This window comes from Mesorhizobium sp. M4A.F.Ca.ET.050.02.1.1 (genome assembly GCF_003997725.1).
In the GTDB taxonomy this organism is placed as follows: domain Bacteria; phylum Pseudomonadota; class Alphaproteobacteria; order Rhizobiales; family Rhizobiaceae; genus Mesorhizobium.
Window position 1 is genome coordinate 1 of the sequence record NZ_RZSG01000292.1, and the last position, 6,815, is coordinate 6,815.

The following is a 6,815-nucleotide window of genomic DNA, read 5'->3' on the forward strand; positions in this document are numbered from 1 at the left end:
ATAGGCGTTTGGGCGGCCGCCGTGGAAGAACCGACGCTCCAGCCCGCCAAGCGGCTGGCAATCGTAATAGGCAATTCCAACTACCAAAGCGCACGCCTCCCCCACCTTGCCAACGCCGACAACGACGCCAGAAGACTTTCCGAGAGCCTGAGAAGGCTGAACTTCGACGTGCTCACCGGCACCGATCTTTCGGCGGAAGGATTTGCCAGGCTGTTTCAGGAAGCCACCGGCAAGCTTGCCGGCGCCAACGCGGTGCTCATTTTCTACGCTGGCCACGGCGTCCAGCTTCAGGGCGAGAACTATCTTTTGCCAGTCGACACGCCCGACGCGCAAAACCTGGAGCAGCTGACCGCGCGCGCGATCAGGCTCAATGATGTGATCGCCAAATTTGCCAGCCGTGAGCGGCAAACCTTCATCTTCCTCGACGCCTGCCGGAACAACCCGGTGGGCGAAGGTGCCAGCACCGCCGATGGCCTCGCGCAGGTCGAGGTGGGCGAGAACATTTTCGTCGCCTTTGCGACCCAGCCCGGCAACACCACGGTCGATGGAGCCGGCGACAACAGCCCCTTCACCACGGCCCTGTTGCAGAACATCGAAATCCCGGGGCTCAGCATTTCCGACATGATGATACGCGTGCGCAACGAGACCGAGGCGCTCACGCTCGGTCGTCAGGTGCCGTGGGATCAGTCGAATCTGCGCGAGCAATTCTACTTCACCGAACAGCAGGTGCTCGATCCGACCCAGTTGAGCGCCAGCCTGTCGCGCATCCTGTCGGATCCGGTCGCCAAGGAGAAGCTGCAGGTCGAGCTTGCTTCCAACGACCTGCAGACCGCGGTGATCATCGTCGGCCAGACATTGCGGTCGGTCGAGATCACACCGCCGTCGGATCCCTCGGCCAAGCCTGCCGGGACGCAGGTCGCCAGCCTCGACGGCGCGAAGGAAAGCGTAGTCTCCGGCCTCGAAACACTGATCGTCGGCAAGTCGGCCGGCGAGCCGGACCCGGAAAAGGCCACCGATCTCGCGCGCAGTATCCAGACAGAGCTGCGTCGCCTGGGCTGTTACCGCACGAGCGTCGACGGAAATTGGGGCAAGGGCTCCGTCCGCGCCGTCACCAGCTACTACAAGAACACCCGGCGCACGGCATCGACGACTGAACCCACCGTCGAACTGCTGGGCGACCTGTTCTTGCAGTCGGGCCGCGTGTGCAAGGATCCGGTCGTCGTGCAAAGGACCAAGCCGGCCAGGATATCGTCGGATGCCGCCCCTGCGCGCGGCAAGGCGGCGACCAGCCGAAAGGCCGCAAGGTCCTCGAAGCCGCAGTCCTCGCGTCCGGCCGCTCCTCCCCCCGACATCAGCGGTGGGATCGGCATCGGCGGCGTGTTCTAGCAAGATCACGCGATCTACTGGGTGTTCATGCGCATCTCGACGCGGCGGTTGACCGGATCGTAGGGATTGGCCACCCGCGGAAGGGTTGCGCCAAGGCCAACGGACGTGATGCGCGACGGCTCGATGCCGTTCGACAGCAGGAATGCGGTCACCGACTGGGCGCGGCGTTCCGAAAGTCCCCTGTTGTAGGTGGGCGAGCCGGAGGCGTCAGTATAGCCTTCGACGACGAAGTTCTGGCTCTTCAGGCGATTGTCCTTCAGCGCCTTGGCAAATTCGCCAAGCTTGGCCCGGGCGTCCGGCATGAGTTCGGCGGAATCGAGATTGAAATTGACCAGCATATCCAGGCCGGCCGGCGCCGGCGCGTCCGCCTTGCCGTCACATTCGTCTGCGGCGCCGACGCATATTCCGCGCGACTGGCCGAGCTGGGCTGTGCTGGCGAAAAACTTGATGATGTCTTCCGACGATTGCACCGGGTCGGCAAGCGAGGCCGGAGGCATCAACGACGCCGCCAGAACGAGGATCGAAATGGTCGCGCGCATCGCCGCCTCCAGTATCGTCGTCATGGATCGAGAAAACACTCTTCAGCACCGCCAGCCTGGACGATGTGACGCATCTCACATACAGGCAAAAAGGCCCAGATACCGCAGTAGCGTGTGAGGGCTACGCCCGCCGTCCGACCGCGGTCTGGTTGATTTCTCAGACAAAATATGCTGCTTCTCCCGCCGATGAAAAAGCTCTGCCTCTTGGTTTTGGCGTCCTTGACGCTGGCATGGCCGGCCTATGCGATGGACAACGCGCTGCGCGCCGGCCTCCTGAAACTCGATCCACAGACCCGGCTCGAACAGCGCTGCGATGCGGAAGTGCTCGATCGGATCACCCACGACGACCACAAATACAAGGCCGACCGAGTGGTCGCCTACGCCTTTGCTACGCCGGAGATGAGCGCCGACGCGATCCGGAGCCCGGGCGCGGCCTTCCGCAGCAAGGGGCAATGGTATCGGTTGAAGTTCAAGTGCCAGACCGCGCCGGACCACATGCAGGTCCTGCAGCTGCGTTACCGGATCGGCGACGAGATCCCGGAAACCGATTGGGCGAAGTACAATCTCTACGACTAGAGCCACGACGCACTTGCGCCGGCCTGTCGGCGACCTGCCATTTTGACCCGAACCGATCACTCGCCTGTCGAAAAAAGTCGGCTTGCCGCGCTTGTTCCGGCCGGTCACTTGACGCACACGAACCATACACGTTAGGGCGTCTGGATATTCGACGACCGACACTCGGCGAACAGCAAAGGGCCTCCAGCCGATGGACATTTTCAGCGCCGCAAGCTTGACCGCCCTTCTCCAGGTCATTGCCATCGATCTTGTGCTGGCCGGCGACAATGCGATCGTCATCGGGCTGGCGGCCGCCGGCCTGCCCACCGAGCAGCGCAAGAGGGCGATCCTCATCGGCGTGCTGGCAGCGACCGTGCTGCGCATCCTGTTTGCCGCGGTAACCGTCAAGCTGTTGGCTATCGTCGGCCTGCTGCTCGCCGGCGGCATCCTGCTCTTGTGGGTGTGCTGGAAGATGTACCGCGAGTTGCGCACCTCTCATGCCGACGAGGAGGAGGCGACGGAGGCACTGTCCAATACCGACTTCGACAGGGACAGCAAGATCGCCGGCAAGGCGCCGCGCAAGACGCTTGGCCAGGCGGCGCTGCAGATCGTCGTCGCCGACGTGTCGATGTCGCTCGACAACGTGCTGGCGGTCGCCGGTGCGGCGCGCGATCATTTCTGGGTGCTGGTCATCGGTCTCGTGCTGTCGATCGGCTTGATGGGCCTTGCCGCGAGCTTCATCGCCAGGCTGCTGCATCGCTATCGCTGGATTGCCTATATCGGCCTGGCGATCATCCTCTATGTGGCAGTCGACATGGTCTATCGGGGCGCGATGGAAGTGTGGCCGCATGTCAATGCAGCGGTAAGTTGACGATCGGCGCCAGCGGCAGGCGGAACAACGACGGTTGTGTTTCGCCGCAGCCGTTGCCCATACCAATGCCGCAATTAGTGTGGTATTGCGCCGCCGATCCCGAAAAGCCCGGAAAAGCTTATGTCTGCCCCTCGCGTCAGTTTCGTCAGTCTTGGATGCCCGAAGGCGCTCGTCGATTCCGAGCGCATCATCACGCGGCTGCGCGCGGAAGGCTACGAGATCGCGCGCAAGCATGACGGGGCCGATCTCGTCGTGGTCAACACCTGCGGCTTCCTCGATTCCGCGCGCGACGAGTCGCTCAACGCCATCGGCTCGGCGCTGTCCGAGAATGGCCGTGTCATCGTCACCGGCTGCCTTGGCGCCGAGCCCGAGGTCATCCGCGAGAAGCACCCCAATGTGCTGGCGATCACCGGGCCGCAAGCCTATGAGAGCGTCATGGCAGCGGTGCACGAGGCGGCCCCGCCCAGCCACGATCCCTATATCGACCTTCTGCCGCCGCAAGGCGTGAAGCTCACGCCGCGCCACTACGCCTATCTCAAGATCTCCGAAGGCTGCAACAACCGCTGCACCTTCTGCATCATCCCAGCGCTGCGCGGCGACCTCGTCTCACGACCGGCGGCCGACGTTTTGCGCGAGGCCGAGAAGCTGGCCAAGGCTGGCGTGAAGGAAATCCTCGTCATCTCGCAGGACACCAGCGCCTACGGCATAGACATCAAGTACCAGACCAGCATATTCGGCGACCGCGAGGTCAAGGCGAAGTTCCTCGACCTGGCCGAAGAACTCGGCAAGCTCGGCATCTGGATCCGCATGCACTATGTCTATCCCTACCCGCATGTCGCCGACGTCATTCCGCTGATGGCGGACGGTAAGATCCTTCCCTATCTCGACATCCCGTTCCAGCATGCCTCGCCGCAGGTGCTGAAGAACATGCGCCGGCCAGCGCATGGCGAAAAGACGCTTGAGCGCATCCGCGGCTGGCGCGAGACTTGCCCGGATCTCGCCATCCGCTCCACCTTCATCGTCGGCTTTCCGGGCGAGACGGATGAGGATTTCGAGATGCTGCTCGACTGGCTGGACGAGGCGAAGATCGACCGCGCAGGCTGTTTCAAATACGAGCCGGTCAAGGGGGCGCGCTCCAACGATCTCGGCCTCGAGCAGGTGCCGCAGGAGATCAAGGAAGCGCGCTGGCATCGCTTCATGCAGCGCCAGCAGAAGATCTCGGCCACGCAGCTCGCCAAGAAGGTCGGCAAGCGCCTGCCGGTGCTGATCGACGAGGCGCACGGAATGTCGGCCAAGGGCCGCACCAAATATGACGCACCGGAGATCGACGGCTCGGTGCACATCCAGTCACGCCGTCCGCTGCGCGCCGGCGACATCGTTACGGTCAAGGTCGATCGCGCCGACGCCTACGATCTCTACGGCTCGGCGGTCTGACGCAAAATATGCGGCAAATGAAAGGCCGCCCCGAGGGCGGCCTTTCATTTCAATGTCCGACCGTCGCTTACTGCGGCAGCTTGTCGTCGACGCCCTTGACGTAGAAATTCATGCCGAGCAGCGTACCGTCGTCTGCGACTTCGCCGTCCTTCAACCAGGGCGAGCCGTCCTGCTTGGCGATCGGCCCGGTGAAGGGGTTCCAGCCATCGGCGATCTTCTTGGTGGTCGCCTCGGCCATCGCCTTGACGTCGTCGGGCATGTTGGTGAACGGCGCAAGCTTGACGGCGCCGTCCTTGATGCCCAGCCATACATTGTCCGGCTTCCAGGTGCCGTCGATGGCAGCCTGGACGCGGCTGATGTAGTACGGCCCCCATTCGTCGGTAAGCGAGGTGAGCTGCGCGTTCGGCGCGAACTTGATCATGTCCGAGGACTGGCCGAATCCGTGCAGCTTGCGCTCCTCCGCCACCTGCAGCGCGGCGGTGGAATCGGTGTGCTGGACGATGATGTCTGCGCCCTGGTCGAACAGCGCCTTGGCGGCGTCGGCTTCCTTGCCCGGATCGAACCACGAGTTCACCCAGACGATCTTGGCCTTGAAGTTCGGGTTGACCGACTGCGCGCCGAGCATGAAGGAGTTGATGCCCATCACCACTTCGGGGATCGGGAAGGACACGATGTAGCCGGCGACGCCGGCCTTCGATTCCTTGGCGGCGATCTGGCCGAGGACGTAGCGCCCTTCATAGAAGCGCGCATTGTAGATGCCGAGATTGTCGCCGGTCTTGTAGCCAGTGGCGTGCTCGAACATCACCTTCGGGAATTTCTTGGCCACCTTCACTTCGGCATCCATGAAGCCGAAGGAGGTGCCGAAGATGAGCTTGCAGCCTTCGCGCGCCAGGCGCTCGAAGGCGCGGTCGGCGTCGGGGCCTTCCGAGACGTTCTCCAGATAAGCGGTCTCGACCTTGTCGCCGAGCGCCTTCTCCACCTCGAGGCGGCCCTGGTCGTGCTGGTAGGAATAGCCGAAGTCGCCGATCGGGCCCGTATAGACCCAGCACGCCTTGAGCTTGTCGGCGGCTTCGGCCGTTGCCGCCAGCGAAATGGCCGCGGTCGTGGTCATCAGGGCAATAAGCAATTTTTTCATCGTGTTACCTCTCTGAGTTAAGCCTTGGAGCTTCCCGTCTTTTTGTTTGTTGTCAACGATCCGGAACGAATGGCTGCCCCAAGGAAGCCGGCGTGTTCATCATCGTCAGACGCTTGTTGCGCGAGATTAGAACGAGAACCACGACGGTTGCCAGATAGGGCAGCGAAGAAAGCATCTGCGACGGTATCGGAATGCCAAAAGCCTGTGCATGAAGCTGGCCGATCCACACCGCGCCGAAGATGTAGGCGCCGGCCAGCACCCGCCACGGCCGCCAGGAGGCGAACACCACCAGCGCCAGCGCGATCCAGCCGCGCCCCGCGGTCATGTTCTCCACCCATTGCGGCGTGTACACCAGCGACAGGTGTCCGCCCGCAAGACCGGCGCAGGCGCCGCCGAAGATCACCGCCAGATAGCGGTAGCGGATGACGTGGATGCCCAGCGCATGCGCCGAAGAGTGGCTGTCGCCGATCGAGCGGAGCGTCAGACCGGTGCGGGTCCTGAACAGGAACCACGTGACGGCGGCGGTCAGCGCGATCGAGATGTAGAAGACCGGATCCTGGCCGAAGATGAGCTTGCCGACGACCGGGATCGAGCTCAGGCCGGGAATGTCGAGATTGGGCAGGCGCTGGCCGGGCTGGCCGACGAAACTCGTTCCCATCATGCCGGAGAGACCGAGGCCGAGCAATGTCAGCGACAGGCCGGTCGCCACCTGGTTGGTGGCCAGCGACAGCGTCATGACGGCAAACAGCAGCGAGAACAGCGACCCCACGGCGATCGCGGCGAGCAGGCCGATCCAGGGCGAACCGGTGAGATAGCCGGCGCCGAAGCCGCCGACGGCGCCCATGATCATCATGCCCTCGACGCCGAGGTTGAGGACGCCGGAGCGCTCGACCAC

The 6,815-nt window shown here is 63.4% G+C and carries 7 protein-coding genes; 4 read left to right on the forward strand and 3 right to left on the reverse strand.

Annotated elements, in window-relative coordinates; genetic code table 11:
* Nucleotides 1-1,386: caspase family protein (locus tag EOA33_RS19145; RefSeq protein WP_145989197.1), on the forward strand; the 1,386-nt coding region annotated here is incomplete at its 5' end.
* Nucleotides 1,387-1,400: 14 nt separating this feature from the next.
* On the opposite strand, the gene EOA33_RS19150 is transcribed toward EOA33_RS19145, so the two are convergent.
* The gene (locus tag EOA33_RS19150; RefSeq protein WP_126054548.1) at nucleotides 1,401-1,925 is read right to left on the reverse strand and encodes an OmpA family protein; all 525 of its coding nucleotides are present in this window, start codon (nucleotides 1,923-1,925) and stop codon (nucleotides 1,401-1,403) included.
* Between the two features lie 168 nt (nucleotides 1,926-2,093).
* Between EOA33_RS19150 and EOA33_RS19155 the strand changes: the two genes are divergently transcribed.
* From EOA33_RS19155 to rimO, 3 genes are all read left to right on the forward strand, one after another.
* A complete protein-coding gene (locus EOA33_RS19155; protein ID WP_127406290.1) occupies nucleotides 2,094-2,501 on the forward strand; it encodes a DUF930 domain-containing protein in 408 nt (135 codons plus the stop codon).
* A gap of 190 nt (nucleotides 2,502-2,691) precedes the next feature.
* The gene (locus tag EOA33_RS19160) at nucleotides 2,692-3,351 is read left to right on the forward strand and encodes a TerC family protein (RefSeq protein WP_126054546.1); all 660 of its coding nucleotides are present in this window, start codon (nucleotides 2,692-2,694) and stop codon (nucleotides 3,349-3,351) included.
* Nucleotides 3,352-3,471: 120 nt separating this feature from the next.
* Nucleotides 3,472-4,785 carry a 30S ribosomal protein S12 methylthiotransferase RimO gene (rimO, locus tag EOA33_RS19165; RefSeq protein WP_127406291.1) on the forward strand — a complete coding sequence of 438 codons (1,314 nt, stop codon included), beginning with the start codon at nucleotides 3,472-3,474 and terminating at the stop codon, nucleotides 4,783-4,785.
* Nucleotides 4,786-4,852: 67 nt separating this feature from the next.
* Here the strand turns inward: rimO and EOA33_RS19170 are convergent, their stop codons facing one another.
* Nucleotides 4,853-5,920, reverse strand: a complete 1,068-nt coding sequence (locus EOA33_RS19170; protein WP_126054544.1) for a BMP family ABC transporter substrate-binding protein — start codon at nucleotides 5,918-5,920, stop codon at nucleotides 4,853-4,855.
* 52 nt (nucleotides 5,921-5,972) lie between these two features.
* The coding region (locus EOA33_RS19175) for an ABC transporter permease (RefSeq protein ID WP_145989198.1) at nucleotides 5,973-6,815 on the reverse strand (843 nt) is incomplete at its 5' end.

Coding starts and splice junctions, on each gene's coding strand:
- EOA33_RS19150 (WP_126054548.1), bottom strand. CDS start 1,925: ATGCGCGCGACCATTTCGATCCTCGTTCTGGCGGCGTCGTTGATGCCT.
- EOA33_RS19155 (WP_127406290.1), top strand. CDS start 2,094: ATGCTGCTTCTCCCGCCGATGAAAAAGCTCTGCCTCTTGGTTTTGGCG.
- EOA33_RS19160 (WP_126054546.1), top strand. CDS start 2,692: ATGGACATTTTCAGCGCCGCAAGCTTGACCGCCCTTCTCCAGGTCATT.
- rimO (WP_127406291.1), top strand. CDS start 3,472: ATGTCTGCCCCTCGCGTCAGTTTCGTCAGTCTTGGATGCCCGAAGGCG.
- EOA33_RS19170 (WP_126054544.1), bottom strand. CDS start 5,920: ATGAAAAAATTGCTTATTGCCCTGATGACCACGACCGCGGCCATTTCG.